Raw genomic sequence first — 23,036 nt, 5'->3', positions numbered from 1 at the left:
CTTGAAATATGTTTAAGAAGAAAGAAAAAACAGAGAAAGCACCTAAGAATAAGAAAGTGCGTACCATGAAAGTCGGGACACATAAGAAATCTGTCCTGCTGTTGTGGGTGGTGCTTTTAGCAAGCACCAGCTTTGGTGTGTATAAGAACTTTACCGCCATTGACACCCACACGGTACATGAAAAAGAAATCATTCAGCTAAGATTGAACGATACCAACGGTATTGAAAATTTCGTCAAGAACTTTGCGAAAGCCTACTACTCATGGGATACCAGCAAGGAAGCCATTGAAGCAAGAACAACGGAAATCAGTAAATACCTTACCAAAGAATTACAGGACTTGAACGCTGATACCATCAGAACGGACATACCAACCAGTGTTACGGTTACAAATGTGCTGGTCTGGAATGTAGAACAGTCTGGAACGGACGATTTTACCGTTGCCTACGAAGTAGATCAGCAGGTAAAAGAGGGAGAACAGACACAGGCAGTCACAGAAAACTACACAGTGACCGTTCATGTGGATAAGGACGGTGCAATGGTCATTACCCAGAATCCTACCCTTGCTCCGGCAGTGCAGAAATCAAAGTATGAACCGAAAGCACAGGAAGCCGATGTTAGTGTCAGTTCCGACACAGTCAAGGACGCTACCGCTTTCTTGGAAACATTCTTTAAGCTCTACCCGACAGCTACGGAAAAGGAACTTGCCTATTATGTCAAAGACGGAGTGCTTGCTCCTGTATCCGGCGACTATGTATTTTCGGAACTGGTAAACCCTGTCTTTACCAAAGATGGCGATAATCTCAAAGTTAGCGTGTCCGTAAAATATCTGGATAACAAGTCGAAAATGACGCAAATCTCACAGTATGACCTTGTGCTTCATAAGGACGATAACTGGAAGATTGTAGAATAAATGTTACAGCAGAATAGTATGGTAATTGTTTATCCAATCTATACTATTCTGCTTACAATTAGATTGACAAAATAAGAATCCCTCTCATATAATTGGTTGCAATGGTATTGAGGAAATACAACCTTAAATGTATAATGGGAAAGTAGCATTGCAGGAATGAGGTAGGCTAATGAATAAAATATTGATTATTGAAGATGATTTAGAAATAAATGCGTTATTGGCTGATTTCCTAAAAGAAAAAGGATATGCTGTGCATTGCCAATATGATGGACTTCATGTTCTGGATTTTTTGAATAAAGAAAAAATTGATTTGATTATACTTGATATTATGCTTCCTTATCGGAGTGGTGATATTATTTTATCTGATGTACGCAAGAAATTTACGATACCTGTTATTATTATTTCAGCGAAAGAAACTACACAAAATAAAATCGACTTGCTTCGTCTGGGAGCAGACGATTATATCACAAAACCTTTTGATATGGAAGAAGTGCTTGCCAGAATTGAAAGTAATCTGCGAAGAGTACAATTTCAAAATAGCCAGACAGAATGTTTGCAATATAACAATCTGACTTTAGACCTAGAGAAAAATACAGCATTTTTGAATGGAATAGAATTATCCTTAACCGCTAAAGAATTTGGCATTTTAGAATTGTTGATGAAATATCCAGATAAAGTATTTTCAAAATCGAATCTTTTTCAAAGTGTTTGGGATACGGAATATATTGCTGAGGATAATACACTTAATGTTCATATCAGTAATTTACGCAATAAATTAAAAGCGATATGCTCTGATACAGAATTTATTGATACTGTTTGGGGCATTGGCTACCGCCTACATAAAGCTAAGGATTAAACGTTCCTTAGCTTTATTATTTTTTTAACTTTTCTCATTACGATTTAAGAAATTCTTTAAAATTGCCCGTTATACTGGTTTAAGTAAAGGAGGTTTGGGATATGAGTTCAATTATTTTAGAAGCAAAGTCTTTAACCAAAGAATATAAACAAACATTAGCATTAGACCACATAAATTTACAAATAAAAAAAGGAAAAATTTATGGATTTATTGGTCAAAACGGAGCAGGTAAGACTACTTTTTTAAGATTAGTCACAGGGCTTGCGTTTCCAACAAGTGGTACACTTTCTTTATGGGGAAATTCTGGAACAGAAGAATTGCAGAAACAGCGTAAACGAATTGGAAGTATGATTGAAACGCCTGCTCTATTCCCGTCAATGACTGCCTATCAAAATATGGAAGTACAGCGTATTCAACGAGGCATACCAGATAAATCAGTTATTAAAAGGACATTAGATATGGTTGGATTGCAAGATACAGGTAAAAAGAGTGTCCGCAATTTTTCATTAGGTATGCGTCAACGATTGGGGATAGCGATTGCACTTTTAAATACACCAGAACTATTGATTTTAGACGAGCCTATCAATGGTCTTGACCCTGCTGGAATTGTAGAAATCAGAAATTTATTGAAAATTTTGAATAAAGAATATGGTATGACCATTTTGGTTTCAAGCCATATCTTAGAAGAATTGTATCAAACAGCATCAGAATTTATTCTGATTGACCATGGAAAAATTATAGAAGAGATTTCTGATTATGAATTAAATGAACGGTGTAAACGACATATAGCTATTAAAACAACAGATGTTCAGAAAACGGTTCTGGTTTTGGAAGAGAATCTTCATACAGATAACTTTAAACTAATGCCAGATGGCATAATTCGTTTGTATGATTATTTGAATGATTTAGAGACAGTTGCGTCTGCTTTGGCAGAATCGCACATTCTTGTAACAGGACTTTCTGTATCTGGCGATACTTTGGAGGACTATTTTTTGAGCAAAATAGGAGGAACAAAAGATGTCAAATCTCCTAAAAACTGAGTTATATAAGTTGTTTCACAGTTGGTATTTTTGGGGAATTGGAATATTCAATCTCCTTTTAAGTAGCATATTGCTGTTAGATAGTAAAGAATGCTCTTCAAACTTAATTATGGCATCATTATACAATATTCCGTTACTCTATTTTTTGATTATAGTGTTTATAGCATTGTTCATTGGAAGTGATTTTAGTGGAAGAACTTTAAATACTTATATTACTGCCGGACATAAAAGAAGTTCTATATTTAGAGTAAAGTTAATTGTATCTCAAATAGGTTGTATTATCATTCTGGTATTTCCATTATTTGTACATGGAATTATTAGTCAATTTTATATTGGAGAAAAACTTTTTTGGAATGATAGCACATATACTATGGTTTTACTAACTCTGTTTGCCATGATAACACTGTGTGCATTACCGATGTTTTTTGCTTTTATTTTTCGTGATATGGGGAAAACACTGACAGTTTCAATGGTTTTATTTTTTGTTATGATTTTTTTACTGAACAGTGAATCTGCACAAATAATCAGCAGAATAATACCAATGGGACAACTTAGGTTAATTTCATTGCAAAAGGTCTATTCGACAAACTTTTGCTTGTTTGTAGATTTTTTATGGAATTTTATTTTATATTTCATTGCAGGTAGTGCTTTTTTACATACAGACTTGAAATAACCGGAGGTGTTTTTTATGGATAAATTATTAAAACTGGAAAAATATCAGTTGTTACATAATTCTATTTACTGGTGTGGTATGATTGGAATATTTATTTTAGGATTTTTTACAGCAGATACTTATGTTACAGAGGTCATGGGACCGACAGAAGAAATTGTTTCTTCTCTTGCTGATATTTTTAATGGAATGGTGTATGATTCTACGTTTCTTCTTATCATCATGTCGGCTATACTTGCATTGATTTTAGGACAGGAATTTTCTAAGAGAACAATAAACTTAGAGGTCAGTGCTGGACATTCCAGAAAACAAATTTTTACAAGTAAAATAATATCGTATTTAATTGCTTTTAATCTTATGGCTCTTGTCTATCCAGTTTCAGGGTGCATAAGGGAATTTGGACGCTTTGGTGTTGCAGACGTGGGAATGTTTTTTTACAATATTATAAAAGCAATCATTTATTCTTGTCTGCTTAATAGTGCGATATTTCTAATTGCAATACTTATTTGTTGCTATTTACAGGATGCTGTAAAAGCAACTTCGGTTACAGCAATTATTATTTTTGGTCTTAGCTTATATCTTGGCTATGGAATGATGTTGAGATTACCAGTCGGTTTTTTACCTACTTATCAAATCAGAATCGTTGTCAGCATGAAAACCTTTTTTCAACCGATAGCTATTTTAGTAGGATGTATATGGTCTGGTATATTGGTATTGCTTTCGTGGATAAAATTTTGTAAATGTGATTTTAAATAGGTGGAGAAAATGTCTAACATAGAATGGATTTTAATTATCATAACAATATTTTTAGTAATACTGCTATTTCGATATATTCAATTAAAAAAACAAATCCGTAATCTTGCGGATCAAGTTAATGAATTGAATTCTGGAAATTCACAGCAGATGTTAGACATTTCGTTGATTGATAAAGATTTAGAAAGACTGGCTGGTATATTGAATCAATATAATATCAGACAACGACAGGCTGTTGCAGGCGTATTACGCAATGAAGAGTATTTAAAAGAATCTGTTGCTAATATATCACATGATTTGCGTACACCTCTTACAGTCATTCTTGGTCATTTACAATTATTGCAAAAAGAAAATTTGGAATCCAGTCAAGCACAGCGTGTAAAAGTGATTTTTAGCAAAGCCGAAAAAATGAAAGAATTGGTAGAAACATTCTATGACCTTTCTATTTTGGAGGAACAGCAGACAGTTCCAGAAAAAGAAAAGTTTAATATATCTAATATGTTAATAAATTTAATTACGGAAAATGCCGTTGCATTAGAAAAGGAGAATATTTTACCCGAAATAAATCTCCCAGATTATTCAATATACGTATATTCTGATAAAAATATGGTAGAACGAATTTTACAAAATCTGTTGACAAATGCAATTAAGTATTCTGTTGGAACGATAAAAATAACACTTATGGAGAAAGAAAATAATAATATTATATTTACCATTGAAAATCCAATGAGTGACAGTTCAGAAATTGATTGCAATCGACTTTTTGACCGTTTTTATACAGGCGATAAATCAAGACATAATGGAAGTACAGGATTGGGACTTGCGGTAGTAAAAACACTTGTTGCCATTCTTGGCGGAAATATTGTTGCAAAAGTACATGCCAATAGCCTTATTATTACTCTTGAATTATAAAGTATTGAAGATATATTCGTATGATAATTCATTGAAGAGTGGACATCAAAATGTAAAGTCAATAGTTTGTAAAGTTCAGTTACAAACTATTGGCTTTTTTCATTACTGTGTAACAAGTAAATTTACGATAAAGAAATAAGGATAGTCGGCTCTTATTTGTTGCCTGCGGAGCAGATCAACAAATAAATGTTGAAGAATCTGTATAGGAAAACAGAGAAAACAAGAAGCAAATCACTTCTTATTCTCTCTGCTGTTCAAGATACCGTCAATCGTACCTTGAATGATTTTTAATTCATTATCACTCAATAAATCAAGTGACGAATCTATCTGACGGCGGGCTGTGTTTTTCTCAACATTCTTCGCTGGATAGAAATACTCGTCAACAGATATATTGAACATTGTAACTAAATCATGGAATAACTGAAAGCTAGGGTGTTTTCCGATATTTTCAATATCTGCGATATGACGTTCTCCGTAAAAGACTTTATCGCCTAAATCATTTCTGGAAAGCCCTGCTTTCTCTCTGGCTTCTCTGATTGCCAGTCCTAAAGGACGAAAATCAAAGCTGTGTGTATCTTTCTTTTTTCTCATTTTTAATCACCTAGCATGAGTTTATACTTCATGTTGTGCGATTAGAATGTATTAAAAACTCATATTATATGCACTATAAATTCAAATAAAGTATTACCTAGTTCGGTAAATAAAAAAAAACCGTTCTGTGGGTAATCTCTTTTATAATGTCCAAAAATATAGGGACGGTTTTGGTATAACCAGAGCTGTCCTTTTTCTATTTTCACAGGATTGCTCTGGTCAAGGAGCAATTTGTGATTCTAAGTAAAACAGGCAGTCTATACCAACAACCGAATTTATTCCGTTTTTTTCTTAGTACATCATCAGTCCTTGAACATGAATTAAAAACTCATATATCAGATGTTTTAAAAACAGTCTATTTGTTATTGATGCAAATAGGCTGTTTTCATATTTACAAAAAACTTTTTCAATCCTGCAACAAATCACACCCTGCCGTACAGATATGGTGCGGAAAGAGGGATACATACTTTTCACTTCATAGCGAAAGGGGGTGTGATTTTGAAACCATCAGACTTCCAAAAGACAATACAGTGTCAGTTTGACTGTAAGCTCAAAAAGGTTGTGAAAGGCATTGTCCGTAACTACCGCAAGGAATTAGCCAGACGACAGGCAAAGGAAGTATCCTTTTGTGAGCTTCCAGAGATTGTTGTTGAGAAATTGATTGTATGGGACGATTACGAAAGTGAATATACAACGTTCGATGTGTGCGGTACAGAAATCCGTGTACTTGATGAAGAACTTGCAGAAGCACTGAAACAGTTGCCGGAGCAGAGCCGAAACATTGTATTGATGTTTTTCTTCTTGGATATGAGTGATTCGGAGATAGGCGAAAAGCTGAACATCAACCGAAGCACATCATACAGGCACAGAAGAAATTCACTTGAAGAAATCAGAAAGCAGTTAAAGGAGAAGAAAACAAATGAAGAATAAGCAACACACACTTCCATCATTTTTTCTCATATCATCAGCCGTGGACGGTAACGAAAACGCCATAGAAAAGCTGTTGCTGTTCTATGAAGCCTACATATCAAAATGCTGTTTACGCCCATTTTACGATGAATACGGCAACGTATACATTGTGGTTGATATGGAATTAAAGGGACGTATCAGAGAAGCCCTTTTGAAAATGATATGTGAATTTGAAATAGACGAACATTAAGTAATATTTGAGCGGAGCATAATTTAACAAACTCCCCTCTTTCCTGTTCCGCTTTTTCTTATCATTCTGTATCAGTCCATTTGCAAAAATGAATTGATACAGGCTGACAAGAGCCTAACAGTTCTTTGACAAGTGAATAAAGCAGTCAGATACGTTTGTGCTTGCAGTGAGCCATCAGAGGTTGTACGCCGTGACTTTTCCAATCGGGAGATAGCGATTCATGCAATGATCTGGGAGCGACCGTTGGAAAAGTCGTTCTGCCATGACCTGCAACACAGGATAATGATACACCCGTATGACACGGTTCAGCCCACAGGAATGGGAATGGTTGAGATACCAGCGGAGCTTGCCGAAGCCGTCTGATTGCTTGTAAAACTATCTAACAACGATTTTGCAAGAAAAAATCATCTTAATAGAGCTTTTTTGCTCATCATTTGATATACTGATAGACAAGATATTGAGATTTCCTTATCTGGTCTATGGAAAGGAGGATTATGATTACCGTAACAAAAAAAGACCTCATAGCACTAGGTTATGGGACTTCTTTCTCGGCAGACATCATAAGAAAAGCAAAAAAACTTATGATTGAAAAAGGGCATACTTATTACCAATCCCGTAAATTGGACAGAGTACCCAAAGAAGCCGTGGAAGAATTATTAGGGATTACATTATCAGACACAAACGATTGATTGTACTTCTTGCATATCATGTAAGGAGTGAAATCATGGCAAAAGACCCTATTAAGAAAGCAGATAACGGAACTTATTATTTCAGAGCTAATTTAGGCTACAATCCCATTACCGGAAAACAGATACAGAAATACCGAAGTGGATTCAGAACGAAAAAAGAAGCAAAGGAAGAATATTCAAAACTGGTGTTAGCTTCTACCGAAGAATTAACAACAAAAAAAGATGGCGTTTCTTTTCAGCAATTTATAGAAGAAACCTACCTGCCATGGTATAAAACACAGGTAAAAGAAAGCACTTATCTTAATCGTGCTACTACCATCAAGAAACATTTTTCCTATTTCTACAAAATGGAAACAGACGAAATCGAACCTATCCATGTTCAAAACTGGCAGTTGAAACTTGCAAAAGATTTTAGCCCTAATTACATTCGTATCGTACAGGGAATGCTTTCTATCGCATTCGACAGAGCTATTGTTCTTGGAATTGCGAAGAAAAATCCCTCTCGTATGATAGGCAATATCAAAAGCAAGAAAACCAAAGTTGATTTCTGGACATTAGAAGAATTTCAAAAGGTTATTTCCTTACTCTGTAAGAAAGACTATTATGAACATTATCTGTTTATGTCGTTCTGGTTATTATTTATGACGGGTATGCGAATTGGCGAAGCGTCAGCATTACATTGGTCAGACATAGATTTTGAAACAGGCTTGCTTAGCATTACCAAAACATTATATTACCGAACAATGACGGACTATAAATTCGTTGAGCCGAAAACACAGGCAAGTATCCGTACTATTTATATTGATTCAGATACACTCAATGAGCTAAAGGCTTGGCAAAGTGTTCAGCAACAGGTTCTTCCCGATTGTCCACTTGTACTAAGTTATAACGGAACTCCAACCAGTAAAACAACGTTTCCCAGAGCTTTGGAAAAGTTGTCAAATTTAGCAGGTGTTCATCGTATTAAAATTCATGCCTTGCGACATTCACACGCTTCATTGCTTATCAGCATGGGCGAAAATCCTTTACTTATTAAGGAACGTTTAGGACATGAAAAAATACAGACAACACTCGGCACTTATGGTCATCTGTATCCAAATACGAATCTTGAAGTTGCTAAAAAACTGACTGGAATATTACAAGTACAATCTGCTACTGAAAGCATTGCTAATTATACCAGCAATCAACATACAGCAATCTATCACAGAACAGTTGAAGAAAAATAATGCAATGAAAATGCAATCCTATAAAGGAAAAGCTGTAAAACCCTTGTAAACAAAGGCTTTACAGCTTAGCTCCAACTATTCAAACTCCAGATTGACAGTACGGAGTATTAACGCATATAGACGATTTTAAAGGCTTTTTAACCAGTTAAGAGCAACATAGCCACATAATCTAAATTTTAAAAATGCAATAAAAATGCAATGAGTGAAACGACTACTTGCTATACTTCCATCGGCTTCTTCTTGATACCAACACTATGAAAAGTCCGATTACAATTAAATATACTTTGAAAGGAAGATCACCATGAATTACAAATTAGAACTCAAACAAATCGTGGAATTTCCACGCTGTCGCATTTACCGTGACTTCATACAAACTTTAATCACTACCAAGAGCATCCGAACTACCGGGGGCTCTTTTCTTTTTTATTATCTGGTATTATGCTCCTATGCAAATTACCGCACATCCTACCGCCGGATGGAACACATTACCTATACCATTGGTCCAGGAGAGTGGATCTGCACAGTCACAGATCTTCAGGAATGGTTTCGCTGCCGTTTCCAACATCAAGCGTTGTCCATCCTTCGATTTTTTGAAGAGCAGAATTACATTACCTACTCTCTTCTCGGCAAAAAGCGCCTGGTCAAATTCAAAATATCAGACTGGCCCAAAGACAATACCGTATTGGAATACAACTATCCCTGTAAAAAAGATACAGGGTTTTTCTTTTTCCCGATTGCCAAAGTTCACGAACTAATTGGCATTGGAAAATGCTCGGAAATGGATGTTATTCTGGATCTGTGGATTCATGCAGTTTACAACGATTCCTCTGTCCTGGGATCTGATTCCGGTCCCATTGTCTATTACCGGGATAATACCGGAAATCCCCTTACCAGCTTTAATGAACTGGGTGAAAGGTGGAGTCTGTCAAAGGCATCGGTATCACGACTCTTGAAGAAACTGGAGGAAAAAGAATACATTACACTTATCTCATTTACAGGAAAACACGGAAGCGTAATTTATCTCAACAATTACCTGTCCGTGATGTTTAATATCAGCGACGTTATGATTGACAAGGAGGAGATCGCTATGAAGATGCAATTACCAATCCATGTACCTGAAGAAATCACTATTGAGGATTCTGCTTCTGTTAGCGTTTCAGAAACTGTCACAGACTCACAAATCACCGTTACAAAAAATGATTCCTGCGTTCCAGATTCACACATGAAATTTATCGTGCAAAAAGTCGCAGAACTATTGGATTCACAAGGGATTCCATGTTGCCACTGCTCCAAAACCCGCTATATATTATCTCCATTATCAGCCTGCAAAGATATATTTAATACATTTACTCTAAATATTATCTGTCCCTACGGAAATGCCGCTTATCGGTTTGAGTTATCCGTAAGTCCGGGGGATGAGTCTGCCCAAAAGATGCCTGCCGTGGCAGAGCCTTCTGCACTGAAAGGGGGGGAATAGACATGGCAAACCGCAATACACAGGGATTTCCTTCACCCGAAGAAGATCCACGTTTTCACGACACCTATCAGTTTTTACGCAGATACCGGGATGCAACCTACAGCCTGAAGGTAGTCGTACACCAGATGGAGCACCAGTTTAAGCTCCAATACGACAATGACATCGACAAATTTCTGGACTCCATCTATGCTGCCGGGGCTGATCTTACCGGAAGCGACATCGAACAACGGGCAAAAAGTATTGCCAGAAGCAACCAGATGCTGAAGCTTTTGGAATCATCCATCGATCTCCTCCGGAACAATCACAAGCATGGGGAACAGTATTACTGGATTCTCTACTACGCTTTTCTCTCTCCACAGGAAATGAAAAATACAGATGAGATATTGGATAAGCTGGCTCACCACATCACCAATATTTCCTACCGCACCTATTACCGGAAACGCAGGGCTGCGATTGAAGCACTCAGTACCATCCTTTGGGGATTTACTGCAAAAGAGACATTGGATACGCTCAACAAGTTCTTTCCAGAGTAATACATATCGCCTATCTTCTCGGCTTTTCGTAATATCATAAAAATGTTATACTAAAAAATGCAAAATATATATTGACTCTCACGGAACGTCATAGCGTACAGTTATCTTATCAGGAACAGGAGGTCAGCAACTATGAGGACAGTCAAAGAAATATCAGGACTTACAGGTATCAGCGTTCGCACGCTTCACTATTACGATGAAATCGGGCTTTTAAAACCAACACAAAAAAGTGATGCGGGATACCGGCTTTATGACGATAGGGCATTGGAAATATTACAGCAGATTCTGTTTTTCCGTGAGTTTGACATTCCTTTGAAAGAAATCAAAGCTGTTCTGGAGAATCCTGCTCTTGAAAGGAACCAGATCTTGCAAATGCAGAGAAAAATGTTGGTAGCAAAGAAAGAACGTATGGAACATCTGATTGCCAGCATTGATGATATCCTGAAAGGAGAGAATAAAATGGATTTTGCGATTTTTAGTAAAACGGAAGTTGAAGAAATGTTCCAAACTATGTTTGAACATATGCCTGACAATATGAAAGAACTTGCTGTAAAAGAGTTTGGAAGCATTGAAGAATGGAAAAAGCATTATATTAAAACAGTTTCATCAGAAGAAATGCAGAAAGGCTATGCTAAAGTTGTTGAGTGGTATGGAGGAAAAGAGCAATTCCTGTCTGTTGCCAACAATCCTATTAGCAAAGAGGCTGCAGAAAGTTACAACCAACAATTTGACAATCTTTTATACAAATTAGCAGCTAAAAAAGTATGTTCACCAGATTCTTCTGAAGTAAGAGAACTTGTTTCCGAATACGGTTTTCTTATGAAACAACTTTCACAGATAAAGAAAGAACACGGTCTGATGGTTGCACAGGCTCAATATTACCGTAATGAAAAAATCAAACCTATGATAGATGAAAAATACGGCAATGGTACAGCCGAATTCTTCGCACAAGCTTTCGAAGCATTTTATAAAGACAAGTAATCATTAGAACTACACAAAAGCACAACAATACACCATGCAGGGAATCAAAATGGTTTCCTGCTTTTTTTATGCCAACCAGTGAAAATGGCACAGAAATGACCTGCTTCTGCGATTGAAGCGTAAAATTACCCATGCTACAATAGGTATTGCTTATAGTTTTCCTTATTTCCAGCACCCATAGATGGTGCTTTTTTTGTACCTGTAAATTCAATCGCTGACAGCAGGTTCTATGTACTTTGTACGTACACTATACCTACAATACCAAACGTATTCTGTACGTACAGCCATACGTATAAAGTTTCCTATTATATATAGAAGGGAGTCAATCATGAAAACAAGGAACGAAATCTATCAAGGAGAGGGAGCCAAGCTCTTACGGTTCATTACCACTTACCATACTCTGAAGTATGACCAGGTTTTACAACTTTTCTCCCGACATGAGCAGTCTATCAAGTCATTGGTTACCAGCCTCATCAAACAAGGGCGCATCATTTACGATAAAGAGCATGACCTTCTTTGTGACAGCCAGCAGTCTGCTGAGAATCCTGACTATGCTATAATTACATGCTTTTGGGTACTGCTGGATTTTAAGAAAGGTATTGTATACCACACCAGTGGCGAATTTCCAATCAAGCTCAATTTCTTTTCGCAAGATGAACAATACGAAATCATCTATATCGGTGAAGAACAGGAGGCTCTGATCAATCATGTGATGGAAAGTATCCCATCAAATGGTTCCAAACGCCTGATTGTCTTAGAATCCGAAAGCCAGGCTGCCAAAATCACCATTGATGATGTAGCCGCTTACTGCCTTGTAAATGAATCCGGTGCTGTCAGTTACTACATGAGAAAGTAGGTTATTATGACGCAAAATACACCAACCATTTACCAGCGGCTTGAAAAACTGGAAGGGGAGCTGCAAAAACTGACGAATACCGTTTACGCTCTGAAGGTCACTGATATCCAGAATTATGATAAAAATTTTGAGGAACTAAGCGTCAGTGCTGCTCTTCGGGCGGAGCGGATTGCCTGCCAGATGCGTAACCTTGTCTGTCCGGCTCTCTCCCCAAATCAAGCAGTTTATCTTCCCAAAGCGGCAGATGCACAGGGAATGCGGATTGCAGAACAGCAGGGGATTCTCACCATTACGCTTCCCGGACTGCTTCCGAAACGAAGAGTCCACACAAACACTGCATTTCTCCATGAACCGCTTAATTATATGCTTCGGGAGTATGTAAAACAAAATGCCCTGCCCCTCTATCGTGACTGCGTGATATGTTTCAGTCAAATATATGACAGGGAACTTCCTCAAAGACGTATCCGGGATTATGACAATCTGGAGTTTAAACAGATTCTGGATACACTTTGTACTTATGTTCTGACAGATGACAGCGGCTTTTTCTGTGATTCCTACTACACGACACAGCTTGGCTTAAAGGACTGTACACTAGTATCGGTTATGGAAAAAGCTGACTTTCCGAAATGGCTGCAGAACCAGAAAAATCATCACGAAAGCATGTCGGAAAATCTCCTGACTTCTCAGGCAGAAATCCGACATCGGTAAGAACCACCGCAGGGAACTTTGTTTTCTTGCTTTTTTTATCTCCAAACCACCAGAGATTTACCCAAGTATAGGCTTGCATGGGTAAGAACTGAATTGAGGTGATGCTTATTTGATAAGACCTGACACTACGAAATACCGCTTACTGGAAATGATAGGGATGTGCGGGGAATTTCCCGCAGACCAGCTAAACAGACTCATCCCAAGTGCCTCCTATGCGGAAAAACTCATTACGGATTTGAAGGCGGAACACCTCATCCGTACCCACTACCGGGATGCTCTCAGAGGCTACCGTCTTACAAAAGCTGCGAAAGAAATGCTGTTATCTGTCTCGCCGTTACGCTTCCAGTGCTATCTGACCGGCAATACCGAGACGAACCTCATCCGAAGTGAAGTATCCCGACGTATCCGCTTACATCAGAAAGCCGAAACGTATCTGACACTCCTTCATGCCGGGATTCCCTTTTATCCGGATGTAAAACCTGACATCTTCTGTAATCACCGCGAAGCTGGTTCCATCGGTATGCGAAGCCTTCCTCTTTTTTACGCTTCCAGAGAAATTAAGGAACTAGGCCCGGAGACCACGAAGATTAGGAACTCCCGCAGCATGGGCATCCTGATGGCACCGCAATGTGTCTATGTCCTTTACAACACGGGAAACGGAGTCCTGAAATGGGAATATCGAACGGAAGTCCGCTTAAACGCCTTCCTGCAGCATTACCTGCAAGGCTACCCTTACAACGGACATCCACAGATCCGGGCAATCATGACCGGAACCGACATGGAAATGGCTTTCCGGCTGTTTACCAGTACAGGAGGCTACAAAAAGAGCCTGTTTATGCTGGACACTTCCTTCGAGCATTTCCATTACCTTCCCAATACTCCGGAAGGGGAAGTGCTTTTAAAACTGCTGGTTCACCCTGAGATCATGGAAAAGCTGGACAACCTCCTGCTGTCCGATCTGGGCTGCCGCAGCGATTCAATTCCACTGGAACATGATGCCACGGATGCTTCCGGGAACCCCATCCTTCTTGCTTATGATTTTGACATGCAGCGAATCAACCGGTTCAATACCGGCTTAAATGTATACGGCAGATCCGGGAACCTGATCTGTTTCGATTTTCAGATTCCGGTCCTGAAAAAATACTTAACTGCCACAATCCATTTCTCCAGTATTGACCTTTGCAAATTCAAAAGGGGGTTTTTACATGAACCGTAAATGGTGGAAGCTCATTTATATGCTTCCGATCACCTTCTGCACCCTCTATGCAGGAGGCTATGTTGCTCAATTTATCCGCAACTATCAGACCTGGGAATCTGCCGGCAATTTTGCCGGAAACGGAACTGCCCCGCAGATCCCCTCCCCGAACCCGCTCGCCTGTCTGGATGCCCTGACTGCTTTCCCGTACAATCTGTATGGGATTTTTCTATGTCTGGCAGCTTTTGGACTCCTGACCTTCCTTCTCATGCGTATGGGATTTGACCGAAACGGGGAAATAACAGACCGGGACCGGAACCTGAATTATTCCACAAAGGGAACCTATGGGACTTCCGGTTTTATGACTTTGGAGGAAATGCATCAGGTACTGGAGCTTACGAATGATGTCAAGAAACACAAGGGAACCATTCTTGGAAAACTGAACGGAAAAGCCGTTTGTCTCCCGAAGGATACCCGCATGAACCGGAATATTGCCGTTTACGGTGCCAGCGGTTCCATGAAAAGCCGGGCCTTTGCACGCAACATGATCTTCCAGTGTGTTGCCCGCGGGGAAAGCCTCATCATCACCGATCCAAAATCGGAATTGTACGAAAGTACAGCCACTTACCTTGAGAATACCGGATATATCGTGAAATCTTTTAATCTTGTAAACCCGGAAAACTCGGATAGCTGGAATTGTCTGGGTGAAATTGGCGGACAGGAAACCATGGCACAGGTATTTGCTGATGTCATCATCCAGAATACCGGTTCTGCCAAAGGCGATCACTTCTGGGACAATGCCGAGATGAACTTATTAAAAGCTCTGATTCTCTATGTGGATCAGGGATTCCCACCGGAGGCAAAGAATATCGGACAGGTATACAAACTCCTGACCATGAGTTCGGAAAAAGAACTGAACAGCCTCTTTGACCTGCTTCCGGTCTCCCATCCGGCAAAAGTCCCCTACTGCATCTATAAGCAGGCAAGTGACACGGTACGTTCCGGTGTCATCATCGGACTCGGTTCCAGACTTCAGGTGTTCCAGAATAAGCTAATCCGCCAGATCACTTCCTATGATGAGATCAACCTGACGCTGCCAGGAAAAGAAAAATGTGCATACTTCTGCATCACTTCGGATCAGGACAGCACTTTTGATTTTCTTTCTTCCCTGTTTATGACCTTCGTATTTATCAAACTGGTCCGTTATGCAGACACCTATGGGGAAGATGGAAAACTGCCGGTTCCGGTACATATCCTGGCTGATGAGCTGGCGAATACGGGAGCAATCCTATCGCTCAACAAAAAGATTTCCGTGATCCGAAGTCGAAACCTCAGTATTTCCTGCATTTTCCAGAACCTGCCTCAGATGCAGAACCGGTATCCCTTAAACCAATGGCAGGAAATCATCGGGAACTGCGACACTCAGCTATTTTTAGGCTGTACGGATGAGGTAACTGCTACATTTATCTCTAACCGCTCCGGTGATGTGACCGTTGGTGTCAGCAGCGAAGCCAAACAATTAAATAGCTGGAGAGTATCCGATTATACACCGGAATACCGCCAGACCAGATCCATCGGGAAACGAAAGCTCTTAACTCCGGATGAGATCCTGCGCCTGCCTCTGGATACCGCACTGATTATCCTGCGTGGCCAGAAAGTACTGCAGGTAGAAAAATACGATTACACCCTGCACCCGGATGCCAAAAAACTCATTCCCCGGAAGGCTTCCGAGCATATTCCGGAATGGAGAAAAGGAGCATGTAGTGAAGAATATACGTACACTCCGACTATTCCTGCTTCCCGCCCGAAGAAAACTGCTTCTTATGGAAAGCAGAAAAAGAAAAAAACTGAACCGATTTTTGACCAGCAAAGCGTTTATCAGGAACCTGACTATCACGATTTCCCGGATGACTTCTCAGCAGATGACTATCCGGATCACACAGACATGGTTCCTTTAGATAAAGATTCTATCATGTCATAATTTGAAAGGAGACACTATGATGCCAAACGAAACAACCAACACACCTATTTTAACTCTGGATTCCGATGCAAAGCTGGAAACAGCCCAGTCCATTTCAGACCTTACCTGGCATGAGATCCAGAATGCCTACCGTACCCGCCGGATCTTAACCGGAATGCTTGGCGGTATCGAGAAAACAGAAAACGGCAGCCTCATTGCCGTGGTTTACTACAAGGATTTCCGTACTGTCATCCCGGTAACTGAGATGATGATCCATCTCATGCAGGATGAAGCACACGATTATGGGGAGCTTGCCCTGCGGCAGAACAAAATCCTCAACAATATGCTTGGATGTGAGATTGATTTTCTGATCAAGGGATTAGATCCGAAGACACGCAGCATTGTCGCCAGCCGGAAAGAAGCGATGCTGAAGAAACGCCAGATCTTCTATCTGGATAAAGATGCTTCCGGAATGCCGAAAGTTTATGAAGACCGTATCGTGCAGGCAAGAGTCATTGCCGTTGCGGAAAAGGTAGTCCGGGCGGAAATTTTCGGTGTGGAAACCTCCATTCTTGCCAGAGACCTGTCCTTCGACTGGATGGGTGATGCCAGAGAACGCTTCCAGGTAGGCAATCACATCCTGGTACGCATCCTGGATGTGCGGGCAGACTCACCGGAGCAGGTCATTGTCCACGCAGATGTCAAAAGTGTGGAAGGCAACACCAGCAAGGAAAACATGAAAAAATGTAAGATTCAGGGAAAATACGCCGGAACTGTGGAAGACATCCATAAAGGCACCGTCTTTGTCCGGCTCTCCATCGGTGTCAATGCCATTGCCCACTCCTGCTATGACAGCCGGACAGTCGGGAAAAAGGATCAGGTATCCTTTGTGGTGACGCATATTGATGAGGAACGGAACGTTGCCCTCGGCATCATCACCCGCATCATCAAGCAGACCATTTAAAATTATAGGTTGTTCCATAAAAAGGAACGTGGTATACTGATTCGGTATTATTGAACTGGAAAGACGGATGCATTTCGATCTTGCCCTCTAGTAACAAAGGAGGGTGATGCCCATGAATACAATGGAAGTATTGACTTTACTATTGGTAATTTTTGCGGCTTTGACTTATATAGATCGACATAATAAGAAATAGCATCCACGACCCTAGGAAAGTTTTGGATGCTATGTCTTATACATAGAATATAAAATTTAACTGAGGGCATCAGATTTTGCATCTGAATACCTTTCTTGAGTTCATTATACACTGGGGGCTTTGAGAAATCAAGTCCCCCTTTTTATTACGACATTGATTAGTACCTGCATTAAACATCAGAAATTTATATTCTTACTCACTGAAACGAATTCTCTCTATCAATGAATCTTTCCTTACTGACTTTGCAATGAATATTGCCAATAACATCTGTATCACAAACAATGTTAAAATTATAATAATAGCTGCTGTTACCGGATAATGGTATGTGCTGATATCAAACATTCCTGTACGCTTTGCATATAAAAACAACGGATATCCTGCAAGACTTCCCACTCCGATACTGATAATAAGAGTGCCTACTGTATAGAATATACCTTCCAACTGGAGCATCTTCATCAACTGACGGTCCGACATTCCGATTGCCTGCATCATGCCAAGCTCCTTTTTTCGCACATGGACACTATTGATCATTGTGTTAATCAAGTTCATAATGCTGATTGCTGCCAGAATGATGATAAATGCATAACATGCACCTCTAGTCATCTGTATGGCATTTTCCCATGTATCGTACTCATTCTTCCAGGTACGCATCTGCAGTCTGCCTGATCCATCCACAATAGCCTGTAGAGATGCTTCCAGTGCCTCATCATAATCCTTATCTGCAATCACCTGAAAATAGCTGGAAGAATTATTTATGGTAAGTTTCTCTGCCCCTTCTTTTGCCATGATAAGACAGTTATAGTTTGTCAGACCTCTTCCATATTCACCAATTGCTGCCACTTCAATCTCTTTTTGAAAGGTATTATCTCCATCATGAATATTGAGTTTCAGCTTATCTCCCACTTTAATATCTGGATACCAGTGAAGTAGCGCACGGTCCAGAATCACTTTATCCCCGGATTTCAATTCCTCGTATGTGACATTGCCTTCAGTGATTCCTTTTTTCAGCTCTTCTGCGTATTCTTCCGGCACTCCATTGATAAATTCGGTTCCAATTTCTTCTTCAAAAGGTCCTCCTGATACCTTCAACGCGGTAAACACATCTACCCGCTCAACACCGTCAATCTCCTCTATCTGCTGCTTTAGTCCTTCATTTAATGGATTATTCTTTTGAACCTCCGCCCATTCATATTCAGGATGCTCTTTATTCCCGGATTCCACAATTGGAGAAATCTCATATTGCCCCACAATCGAACTCTTTGCACTTTCCATCGGATTTGCACAAGACAGCACCGTTGCTACCATCATGACAAATATTCCGGTAACGGCCATAGATACAATCGTGATAGTACTCTTCTTTTTATTCTCCGCAAGATTTCTCTTGGTCAGTCGTCCGATATTCAGAAATTGATATCCCTTCCTGCTGCTTTTCTGTCGCTTACTGCCTCCCTGGTAACGCATAGCTTCTATTTCTGATACCTTCGCCGCCATACGCATAGGCTTCATCAGTGACAGATACACTGTACACAGAGTCACTGCAATTGCCAACAGATAAATCCACCAATAATAAAGTTGGACTTCTCCTTTAGCTACAACCTTGTATGCCTCTGTCACAAGTACGTTTGAATCCTTTGCATGTTCTACAAACTGGAGAAGTACAACTTTCACAGCAACTGTTCCGATCAAAAGTCCTATCGGAATGGCAAACAACGCCACTCCCATTCCCTCTCTTAGTACGATTTGTCTAAGTTGCCGTTTCGTAGCCCCGATTGCCTTTAACTTTCCAAATTCCCGAACCCTCTGGTTCATAGATACATAATAAACACTATAAATTGTGATAATGCCCGCCAATACAACAATAAGCATGATTCCTACAATCACCGGAATTGTAGCCGGATCCACATAATTTGCTGCAAGATACTCTTTATTAATATTCATGTCATCCTCGGAAATCCCGAACTGTCTGGCAATATTCTGTATCGTCTCTGTATAATCTGCAGTCGTATTTCCTTTCTGTCCATTCACCTGAAGTAAAAACCGATATTTCACCTGTTCTACCGGTATCTCCGCTTTCAGAAAGGCCTCTGAAACCAATGATGTATATTGTTTTTGTTCTTTGCTGCTCTCATTATCTGCTAAAAAGCCACAGATTCGAAATTCTTTCTCCTTCGTATAATCCAGTCCGTCATCTTTCAGAATCTGATAAGGTACTGTGATGGTGTCACCGATTTTCCCATTCTGTCCTAATGCTTCCAGTATTCCTTTTGAAACCACAATATCATTTTCTTTCTGCGGAAGTTGCCCCTCTTTCAGCTTCACTTTATAAAGTTCCATCCCTGTTCTGTCCATATACATCATGGAAACCGTCGCATCTTCCAGATTCATGTACCCCGCATCGCTGCGGAGTCCGTAAGTTTTCACATCGTGATGTGCCGCCAGTTTCATAACTGTACTCTCGTCCACGTTCCGATAAAGGGCATGCCATGTTGGATAAATCTTATTGATTACCGCAAAGTTCACTTCCACCATATCTTTTCCGATTGATGGGATTACGAACAGCAGTAATGTTGTCAGGATAATGGCAATTCCAATCAGTATGTTTTTGCTCTTATAATGCCGCATATTGCAATATGCAACTCTGGTCGTCATCTTCATTATCTTCTCACCGCCTTGCCATCTTCAATGATAATCATTTCATCCGCCATCTGGGCAATCGTTTCATCATGGGTAATCATGATAAGCGTCTGCCCGAAATCCGACACGCAGCTTTTCAATAGGCTCATAACCTCTAGCTCAGTCTGGGAATCAAGGTTTCCAGTCGGCTCATCCGCCAAAATTATCGCCGGTCTTGTCACCAATGCCCTGGCTATCGCAGTTCTCTGTTTCTGTCCACCAGACAAAGCAGACGGCATCGCATCTTTCTTATCCTGCAGTCCGATTTTTTTGAGAATATCTTCCACTTCCCGCGGCTTTACCTTGCGATTATCAAGTCCCAGCGGAAGAACGATATTCTCCCACACATTCAGCGATGGAATCAGATTAAAATCCTGAAAGATAAATCCTATCTTCTTTCTTCGAAACTGTGCCAGTTTATCATCTTTTCGAGAATAGATATCGGTTCCATCAATCCATACTTTGCCGGAATCTGGTCTGTCAAGCCCTCCAATCAGATGCAGAAGTGTAGATTTTCCGGAGCCGGAACGTCCTACGATAGCTGTAAACTTGCCTCTCTCTATCTGTAAACTTGTATGATCCACGGCTCTCACCTGATTCTCGCCTTCTCCATAATACTTTACTAGATCTTCTACTTTTAAAATACTACTCATATCTTCAAGTCCCCTTTCCATTTCATACCCCTACTATAACATTCCTGCATTACAAAACCCTTACAACAACCATAACAGTTTTGTAAGGGTTCCGACTATTCTCCTATTATGAGCGGCAGTGTCACTTTAAATATCATACCTTTCTCAGCCTTTCTTTTGGCTGCTATTGTCCCCCCCTGTTCTTCTATGATCTTTCTGGCAAGATACAGACCGACACCCGCTCCGTCTTTTACCTGTTCCTTTGCTTTCCTTCCCCGGTAAAATCTCTGATAGATCTTATGCAGTTCCTCCGCAGGAATGCCCATTCCTTCATCTTCTACTTCAATAAGCACATTGCTTGCTAGCTCCTGCGTCCTCACTGTAATCGTTGTGTGCTCCGGTGAATATTTGACTGCATTCTCAAGGATATTCGTTAATGCTTCTACCGTCCATTTTGAATCATGGTTCACAACTATATCATCATCCATCTCCACCTGAATGGAAATATCTTTTCCTCTTGCCTTCATATAAATCTGACTGACAGCCTCTGTTAGCGTTTTCTTCAGGCTTTCATGAAGCGAATGTATCTGGATCATATGTGTTTCCAGCCTTGAAAGATTTACCAGTTCATTCAAGAGCTGTTCCAGTTTGGTAAGTTCCTGTGATTCCTGCTCCAGAAACTCCCTCTGTTCTTCTCCTGTAACCCGATTTTCTGCCACCAGCTCATGACTCATCCGGAGTGATGCAAGCGGAGTCTTCAACTGATGGGAAATATCTGTAATCAGACTCTTCGTACCATTTTCTTCCTGCTCCAGACGTTCCTTCAAATCTTCGAAATATTGCCCCAGCTCCTTTACAGATTCCCACACCTTTAACCATTGTTCCGATTCTGATGTTTCTTCAGGATATGTTTGGAATTTTCCTTTTCTGAATTCCTGCAGACATTCATATAATTGCTGTAATTGTTCCTCATCACCGTATCTGCTCCAGTTTTTTCTTCGGTCCAGGTACAAGAACAGGCCACATACTATGACTCCCACTAGTAATCCAATTCCCCAGATAATCCTTATAACCACATCTGAAGATCCACTCCCTGAGTGATAACCATAAGTTTCTTCCAGCATCTGTACGACTCTTTCTATCTTCTGATCGTCCCGGTCTCTTATAAAATCTACTGTTCCTGACTTTTCCCAGATTGCAACTATTTCCCCTTCCAGTTCAGGATGTTCTGCAAGGAGCAGTGCTATCTGCGTTGCTTTCGCATTTTCCTCATACTTTGTTATCAGATACATTCCTACTGTAAAAAATACTGCAAAGATTACATATACGATAAAATACCGTTTTAATTTTTGTTTACCTTTCCGGTCCATATATATCCCAGTCCTCTCACATTCGCTATCTCTTCTGTTCCAAGTTTATTCTTCAGTCTGCTTATATTGACAGTAACCGTATTATCATCGACAAATTGACCGTCTATATCCCATACATGCTCCAGGATACTTTCTTTTGAAACAATCTGTCCTGCATTCTCCCAGAGATACAGCAACAGAGAGAATTCTTTCTTACTTAAAGTAACTGGTTCATCCCCTTTATACACCTGCATCGTTTTCATATGCACCGTAATCTCTCCGGAAGACATAATCTGTGCCTGTACCTTAGAAAGCCGTCTCATCAATGCGTTCACCTTCGACACCAACGCCATCAGTGAAAATGGTTTGGTAATATAATCATCTGCCCCTGTATCATAACCATTTACAATATCTATTTCCTGATCCAAAGCCGTAAGATAGATAAGATATGTATCTCCACCTGCACGTACCATCCTTCCAAAATCCAGTCCTGTACCATCCGGCAATGTAATATCGCTGATAACAAGAGCATAATCTCCTTTTTGAAATGCTTCTTTTGCTTCCTTTATTGTATAAACCTGACGAACCTCATACCCTTCCCGTGAAAGTAACAGGGCAATTCCCCGATTTAGATTCGAGTCATCCTCCAGTAATAATATTTTCTGCATCAAATACTCCACCTCTATTTGTAATAACCTGTTCTTTTAT

At 39.9% G+C, this 23,036-nt stretch carries 23 protein-coding genes; 18 read left to right on the top strand and 5 right to left on the bottom strand.

What is annotated here, in order from left to right; genetic code table 11:
• Positions 1 to 8 precede the first annotated feature (8 nt).
• The 6 genes from N5B56_RS07365 to N5B56_RS07340 all read left to right on the top strand — a co-directional run bounded on the left by N5B56_RS07365 (position 9) and on the right by N5B56_RS07340 (position 5,142).
• Positions 9 to 911 (top strand): conjugal transfer protein, encoded by a 903-nt coding sequence (locus N5B56_RS07365; RefSeq protein ID WP_260978649.1) that lies wholly within the window; start codon positions 9 to 11, stop codon positions 909 to 911.
• Positions 912 to 1,080: 169 nt separating this feature from the next.
• The gene (locus tag N5B56_RS07360; protein ID WP_005342931.1) at positions 1,081 to 1,767 is read left to right on the top strand and encodes a response regulator transcription factor; all 687 of its coding nucleotides are present in this window, start codon (positions 1,081 to 1,083) and stop codon (positions 1,765 to 1,767) included.
• 101 nt (positions 1,768 to 1,868) lie between these two features.
• The gene (locus tag N5B56_RS07355; protein WP_035403278.1) at positions 1,869 to 2,807 is read left to right on the top strand and encodes an ABC transporter ATP-binding protein; all 939 of its coding nucleotides are present in this window, start codon (positions 1,869 to 1,871) and stop codon (positions 2,805 to 2,807) included.
• The gene (locus tag N5B56_RS07350) at positions 2,785 to 3,480 is read left to right on the top strand and encodes an ABC transporter permease (RefSeq protein WP_106493214.1); all 696 of its coding nucleotides are present in this window, start codon (positions 2,785 to 2,787) and stop codon (positions 3,478 to 3,480) included. The genes N5B56_RS07355 and N5B56_RS07350 overlap by 23 nt, the downstream gene beginning before the upstream one ends.
• A 15-nt stretch (positions 3,481 to 3,495) precedes the next feature.
• A complete protein-coding gene (locus N5B56_RS07345) occupies positions 3,496 to 4,233 on the top strand; it encodes an ABC transporter permease (RefSeq protein WP_035403273.1) in 738 nt (245 codons plus the stop codon).
• Between the two features lie 9 nt (positions 4,234 to 4,242).
• Complete coding sequence (locus tag N5B56_RS07340) at positions 4,243 to 5,142, top strand: sensor histidine kinase (protein ID WP_035403270.1); 900 nt, start codon at positions 4,243 to 4,245, stop codon at positions 5,140 to 5,142.
• A 231-nt stretch (positions 5,143 to 5,373) separates the two neighbouring features.
• Here N5B56_RS07340 and N5B56_RS07335 read toward each other — a convergent pair whose 3' ends face one another.
• On the bottom strand, positions 5,374 to 5,733 hold the full coding sequence (locus tag N5B56_RS07335; protein ID WP_005342894.1) for a helix-turn-helix transcriptional regulator: 360 nt from the start codon (positions 5,731 to 5,733) through the stop codon (positions 5,374 to 5,376).
• Positions 5,734 to 6,231: 498 nt separating this feature from the next.
• On the opposite strand from N5B56_RS07335, the gene N5B56_RS07330 reads away from it, so the two are divergent.
• The 12 genes from N5B56_RS07330 (at position 6,232) to N5B56_RS07275 (ending at position 17,481) form a co-directional block, all read left to right on the top strand.
• Positions 6,232 to 6,663 (top strand): RNA polymerase sigma factor, encoded by a 432-nt coding sequence (locus N5B56_RS07330; RefSeq protein ID WP_044925118.1) that lies wholly within the window; start codon positions 6,232 to 6,234, stop codon positions 6,661 to 6,663.
• Positions 6,653 to 6,892: a helix-turn-helix domain-containing protein gene (locus N5B56_RS07325; protein WP_005423216.1), complete on the top strand. Its 240-nt coding sequence runs from the start codon at positions 6,653 to 6,655 to the stop codon at positions 6,890 to 6,892. Before N5B56_RS07330 ends, N5B56_RS07325 begins: the two co-directional genes overlap by 11 nt.
• A gap of 494 nt (positions 6,893 to 7,386) precedes the next feature.
• Positions 7,387 to 7,581, top strand: a complete 195-nt coding sequence (locus tag N5B56_RS07320) for a DUF3173 domain-containing protein (protein ID WP_009265203.1) — start codon at positions 7,387 to 7,389, stop codon at positions 7,579 to 7,581.
• Positions 7,578 to 8,807: a site-specific integrase gene (locus N5B56_RS07315; RefSeq protein ID WP_428979592.1), complete on the top strand. Its 1,230-nt coding sequence runs from the start codon at positions 7,578 to 7,580 to the stop codon at positions 8,805 to 8,807. Before N5B56_RS07320 ends, N5B56_RS07315 begins: the two co-directional genes overlap by 4 nt.
• Before the next feature lie 301 nt (positions 8,808 to 9,108).
• Positions 9,109 to 10,284, top strand: coding sequence for a MarR family transcriptional regulator (locus tag N5B56_RS07310; RefSeq protein WP_226850870.1), 1,176 nt, complete (start codon positions 9,109 to 9,111; stop codon positions 10,282 to 10,284).
• A 2-nt stretch (positions 10,285 to 10,286) separates the two neighbouring features.
• A complete protein-coding gene (locus N5B56_RS07305) occupies positions 10,287 to 10,817 on the top strand; it encodes a hypothetical protein (protein ID WP_005333547.1) in 531 nt (176 codons plus the stop codon).
• A gap of 132 nt (positions 10,818 to 10,949) precedes the next feature.
• Positions 10,950 to 11,798, top strand: coding sequence for a MerR family transcriptional regulator (locus N5B56_RS07300; RefSeq protein ID WP_117470887.1), 849 nt, complete (start codon positions 10,950 to 10,952; stop codon positions 11,796 to 11,798).
• Between the two features lie 328 nt (positions 11,799 to 12,126).
• On the top strand, positions 12,127 to 12,654 hold the full coding sequence (locus tag N5B56_RS07295; RefSeq protein WP_117536971.1) for a DUF5697 family protein: 528 nt from the start codon (positions 12,127 to 12,129) through the stop codon (positions 12,652 to 12,654).
• A 6-nt stretch (positions 12,655 to 12,660) separates the two neighbouring features.
• Positions 12,661 to 13,362: a DUF6100 family protein gene (locus tag N5B56_RS07290; RefSeq protein WP_117536972.1), complete on the top strand. Its 702-nt coding sequence runs from the start codon at positions 12,661 to 12,663 to the stop codon at positions 13,360 to 13,362.
• A 109-nt stretch (positions 13,363 to 13,471) separates the two neighbouring features.
• Positions 13,472 to 14,578 (top strand): hypothetical protein, encoded by a 1,107-nt coding sequence (locus N5B56_RS07285; RefSeq protein WP_022415648.1) that lies wholly within the window; start codon positions 13,472 to 13,474, stop codon positions 14,576 to 14,578.
• Positions 14,568 to 16,538: a VirD4-like conjugal transfer protein, CD1115 family gene (locus tag N5B56_RS07280; RefSeq protein WP_117823279.1), complete on the top strand. Its 1,971-nt coding sequence runs from the start codon at positions 14,568 to 14,570 to the stop codon at positions 16,536 to 16,538. The genes N5B56_RS07285 and N5B56_RS07280 overlap by 11 nt, the downstream gene beginning before the upstream one ends.
• A 16-nt stretch (positions 16,539 to 16,554) precedes the next feature.
• The gene (locus N5B56_RS07275) at positions 16,555 to 17,481 is read left to right on the top strand and encodes an RNA-binding protein (RefSeq protein WP_117718923.1); all 927 of its coding nucleotides are present in this window, start codon (positions 16,555 to 16,557) and stop codon (positions 17,479 to 17,481) included.
• 385 nt (positions 17,482 to 17,866) lie between these two features.
• On the opposite strand, the gene N5B56_RS07270 is transcribed toward N5B56_RS07275, so the two are convergent.
• The 4 genes from N5B56_RS07270 to N5B56_RS07255 all read right to left on the bottom strand — a co-directional run bounded on the left by N5B56_RS07270 (position 17,867) and on the right by N5B56_RS07255 (position 22,996).
• Positions 17,867 to 20,329, bottom strand: coding sequence for an ABC transporter permease (locus N5B56_RS07270; RefSeq protein WP_117718924.1), 2,463 nt, complete (start codon positions 20,327 to 20,329; stop codon positions 17,867 to 17,869).
• Complete coding sequence (locus N5B56_RS07265; protein ID WP_172676439.1) at positions 20,329 to 21,000, bottom strand: ABC transporter ATP-binding protein; 672 nt, start codon at positions 20,998 to 21,000, stop codon at positions 20,329 to 20,331. Before N5B56_RS07265 ends, N5B56_RS07270 begins: the two co-directional genes overlap by 1 nt.
• A 95-nt stretch (positions 21,001 to 21,095) precedes the next feature.
• On the bottom strand, positions 21,096 to 22,349 hold the full coding sequence (locus tag N5B56_RS07260) for a sensor histidine kinase (RefSeq protein ID WP_117823338.1): 1,254 nt from the start codon (positions 22,347 to 22,349) through the stop codon (positions 21,096 to 21,098).
• Entirely contained in the window at positions 22,322 to 22,996 is a 675-nt protein-coding gene (locus N5B56_RS07255; protein WP_117823340.1) for a response regulator transcription factor, read from the bottom strand. The genes N5B56_RS07260 and N5B56_RS07255 overlap by 28 nt, the downstream gene beginning before the upstream one ends.
• Between the last annotated feature and the right edge of the window lie 40 nt (positions 22,997 to 23,036).

Origin of the sequence: Eubacterium album (genome assembly GCF_025336545.1) — a bacterium.
In the GTDB taxonomy this organism is placed as follows: domain Bacteria; phylum Bacillota; class Clostridia; order Lachnospirales; family Lachnospiraceae; genus Eubacterium_U; species Eubacterium_U album.
Note: the sequence above shows the minus strand (reverse complement) of the source record. Positions and strands in the feature narration are given on the sequence as shown.

Excerpts from the sequence above, each read along its gene's own strand:
- N5B56_RS07365 (WP_260978649.1), top strand. The coding sequence starts at position 9 with ATGTTTAAGAAGAAAGAAAAAACAGAGAAAGCACCTAAGAATAAGAAA.
- N5B56_RS07360 (WP_005342931.1), top strand. The coding sequence starts at position 1,081 with ATGAATAAAATATTGATTATTGAAGATGATTTAGAAATAAATGCGTTA.
- N5B56_RS07355 (WP_035403278.1), top strand. The coding sequence starts at position 1,869 with ATGAGTTCAATTATTTTAGAAGCAAAGTCTTTAACCAAAGAATATAAA.
- N5B56_RS07350 (WP_106493214.1), top strand. The coding sequence starts at position 2,785 with ATGTCAAATCTCCTAAAAACTGAGTTATATAAGTTGTTTCACAGTTGG.
- N5B56_RS07345 (WP_035403273.1), top strand. The coding sequence starts at position 3,496 with ATGGATAAATTATTAAAACTGGAAAAATATCAGTTGTTACATAATTCT.
- N5B56_RS07340 (WP_035403270.1), top strand. The coding sequence starts at position 4,243 with ATGTCTAACATAGAATGGATTTTAATTATCATAACAATATTTTTAGTA.
- N5B56_RS07335 (WP_005342894.1), bottom strand. The coding sequence starts at position 5,733 with ATGAGAAAAAAGAAAGATACACACAGCTTTGATTTTCGTCCTTTAGGA.
- N5B56_RS07325 (WP_005423216.1), top strand. The coding sequence starts at position 6,653 with ATGAAGAATAAGCAACACACACTTCCATCATTTTTTCTCATATCATCA.
- N5B56_RS07320 (WP_009265203.1), top strand. The coding sequence starts at position 7,387 with ATGATTACCGTAACAAAAAAAGACCTCATAGCACTAGGTTATGGGACT.
- N5B56_RS07310 (WP_226850870.1), top strand. The coding sequence starts at position 9,109 with ATGAATTACAAATTAGAACTCAAACAAATCGTGGAATTTCCACGCTGT.
- N5B56_RS07305 (WP_005333547.1), top strand. The coding sequence starts at position 10,287 with ATGGCAAACCGCAATACACAGGGATTTCCTTCACCCGAAGAAGATCCA.
- N5B56_RS07300 (WP_117470887.1), top strand. The coding sequence starts at position 10,950 with ATGAGGACAGTCAAAGAAATATCAGGACTTACAGGTATCAGCGTTCGC.
- N5B56_RS07295 (WP_117536971.1), top strand. The coding sequence starts at position 12,127 with ATGAAAACAAGGAACGAAATCTATCAAGGAGAGGGAGCCAAGCTCTTA.
- N5B56_RS07290 (WP_117536972.1), top strand. The coding sequence starts at position 12,661 with ATGACGCAAAATACACCAACCATTTACCAGCGGCTTGAAAAACTGGAA.
- N5B56_RS07280 (WP_117823279.1), top strand. The coding sequence starts at position 14,568 with ATGAACCGTAAATGGTGGAAGCTCATTTATATGCTTCCGATCACCTTC.
- N5B56_RS07275 (WP_117718923.1), top strand. The coding sequence starts at position 16,555 with ATGATGCCAAACGAAACAACCAACACACCTATTTTAACTCTGGATTCC.
- N5B56_RS07270 (WP_117718924.1), bottom strand. The coding sequence starts at position 20,329 with ATGAAGATGACGACCAGAGTTGCATATTGCAATATGCGGCATTATAAG.
- N5B56_RS07265 (WP_172676439.1), bottom strand. The coding sequence starts at position 21,000 with ATGAGTAGTATTTTAAAAGTAGAAGATCTAGTAAAGTATTATGGAGAA.
- N5B56_RS07260 (WP_117823338.1), bottom strand. The coding sequence starts at position 22,349 with ATGGACCGGAAAGGTAAACAAAAATTAAAACGGTATTTTATCGTATAT.
- N5B56_RS07255 (WP_117823340.1), bottom strand. The coding sequence starts at position 22,996 with ATGCAGAAAATATTATTACTGGAGGATGACTCGAATCTAAATCGGGGA.